This is a genomic window from Albidovulum sp. (assembly GCF_049646345.1).
Classification (GTDB): Bacteria; Pseudomonadota; Alphaproteobacteria; order Rhodobacterales; family Rhodobacteraceae; genus Albidovulum.
In genome coordinates this window covers 1-1877 of sequence record NZ_JBARVQ010000342.1, presented here as the reverse complement: position 1 = coordinate 1877, position 1877 = coordinate 1, and the positions used below count along the sequence as shown (strand labels likewise).

General features: G+C 59.8%; 3 protein-coding genes. 1 reads left to right on the top strand and 2 read right to left on the bottom strand.

Annotation, left to right across the window (positions count from 1 at the left end):
- A partial coding sequence (locus tag WBB85_RS08560) for a PepSY-associated TM helix domain-containing protein (RefSeq protein WP_432638202.1) occupies positions 1-795 on the top strand: 795 nt, incomplete at its 5' end.
- Positions 796-939: 144 nt separating this feature from the next.
- Here the strand turns inward: WBB85_RS08560 and WBB85_RS08555 are convergent.
- Both WBB85_RS08555 and WBB85_RS08550 read right to left on the bottom strand, forming a co-directional pair.
- Positions 940-1389: an AI-2E family transporter gene (locus WBB85_RS08555; protein WP_432638201.1), complete on the bottom strand. Its 450-nt coding sequence runs from the start codon at positions 1387-1389 to the stop codon at positions 940-942.
- Between the two features lie 268 nt (positions 1390-1657).
- Positions 1658-1877, bottom strand: a 220-nt coding sequence (locus tag WBB85_RS08550; protein WP_432638200.1) for a hypothetical protein, incomplete at its 5' end; no start/stop codon positions are given.

The window sequence follows — 1877 nt, the reverse complement described above, 5'->3', positions numbered from 1 at the left end:
GTCGTCGGCTTCTGGATGTCGCTTGTCCTCATCGTCTTCTTGATCTCGGGGCTCAGCTGGGCAGGGATATGGGGCGGCAAGATGGTGCAGGCGTGGTCCACATTCCCAGCCGAGAAATGGGACAACGTGCCCCTTTCGGACGCGACCCATGCCGACATGAACCACGGCGCGGCGCCCGAAGTGCCGTGGAACCTGGAACAAACAGCGCTGCCGCAATCGGGCTCGCTCGCCGGTACACCCGCTGTCGCCGCACAGCCGGATATTGACGCGGTCGTCGCCTTTGCCAGATCCCTCGGCTTCGCCGGACGCTTTCAGATCAACCTTCCGGCAGACGAAGGCGGTGTCTGGACCGTAAGCCATGACAGTATGTCGAATGACGGCCACGACCCTGGGGGTGACCGAACGATCCATATCGACCGCTATACCGGGAACGTTCTGGCCGACGTGCGCTATGCCGACTACACTGCCTATGCCAAGGCGATGGCCTGGGGCATAGCATTCCATGAAGGCGATCTTGGGATCTGGAACATCACGCTGAACACGCTTTTCTGCTTGTCGATGATCTTCCTGTCGGTGTCGGGTGTTGTGATGTGGGTCAAGCGGCGCCCGGATGGAGCGACCTCGCTTTCCGCGCCTCCCCGGCCTCAGCACGCGCCATTCTGGGTGGGAGCAGCCCTCGTGGTGGTCATCCTCGGCATCGCCTTCCCGCTGGGAGGCGCCGCGGTGGTGGCGATCCTGCTTCTCGACGCGACGCTACTGAGAGCGGTCCCGCCCCTAAGGCGCGCACTTTCATAACATACCGGGTGCGGCGGCCGTTACCGCCGCACCTTCCGTCTCTTGAATCTTCACAGCCGGATATGGTCTTGCCAGAGGCAACTGGCTTGAGGTGGGCCGAACGTCGGACCAGCCTCGCTGCATGGCAAAACGCTCTCGCTATCGCTACTTCAAGACGCGCCGCGAGATTATCCGCTCGACCATGCCCTGCAGATGCGAGATGACCTTGTTCTCGGTGCCGGCCGCAAGGAGCGTATCCACCTTACTCAGCACGTTGCCCTGATATTGCGGAAGGTTCATTCCGATCTGGCCCACCTGGAAGAACAGGATAAGCACGAAGGCGCCACCCAGTGTCGCTGCCGCCAGAACGGAAACAATGACCGCAAACATATCACGCAGACCATAGCGGCGCAGCGAATTCACCACCGGTGTAAGTATGAAAGCGAAAAGCATCCCCAAAATGAGGGGCAGGAACGGATCTTTGGCGATGTAGAGGATCGTGCAAACCGCAACGATGGAGACGAGTGCCCTGATCGAGATGACCGACGCACCCGGCTCGGCTCCGAGCGTCGGTCGGGCGCGCGGATTTAGCTCCATATCATCCACCTTGCCCACAGATCCTCCCCCCCGCTTGCAAACAGGATAACGCATCGGGTTCGCCGGGGTTCCATGCGGACGAAAAATAGTACGAAAGCTGCGTAGGCGCACCACTTTCGAGGCCGCGACACGCGCCGGAAATAACGGTGCAGATAAGAGAGCCGGAACAATTAGGCGACCTTGGCGTTTCCAGTAAAGCCTTGGACGGCGGGATGCCGGATCATTCCGCCAGAGGCCGTGGCACAACTTGTCGGCCGACGATCCGGGTTGAGGATGTTGGCTTTTTTCAGAAAGCGATCGAGGTTAAAATGCAGTTTCTCAAGCCGTCTTGTCTTTTTCTGTTACTTGCAACCAACGGCGCCTGGGCGCAGGACGCGGCGCTCGTGATCGGCAAAGCGACTATTCCTATGCCTATGTCAACGGTGTGCCGGTCGTTATCAACAACGCCGACAACAGCATCGTTCATATCGTCCGCTAAACCGTAGCCGCCGCTACGGCAAAGTGCG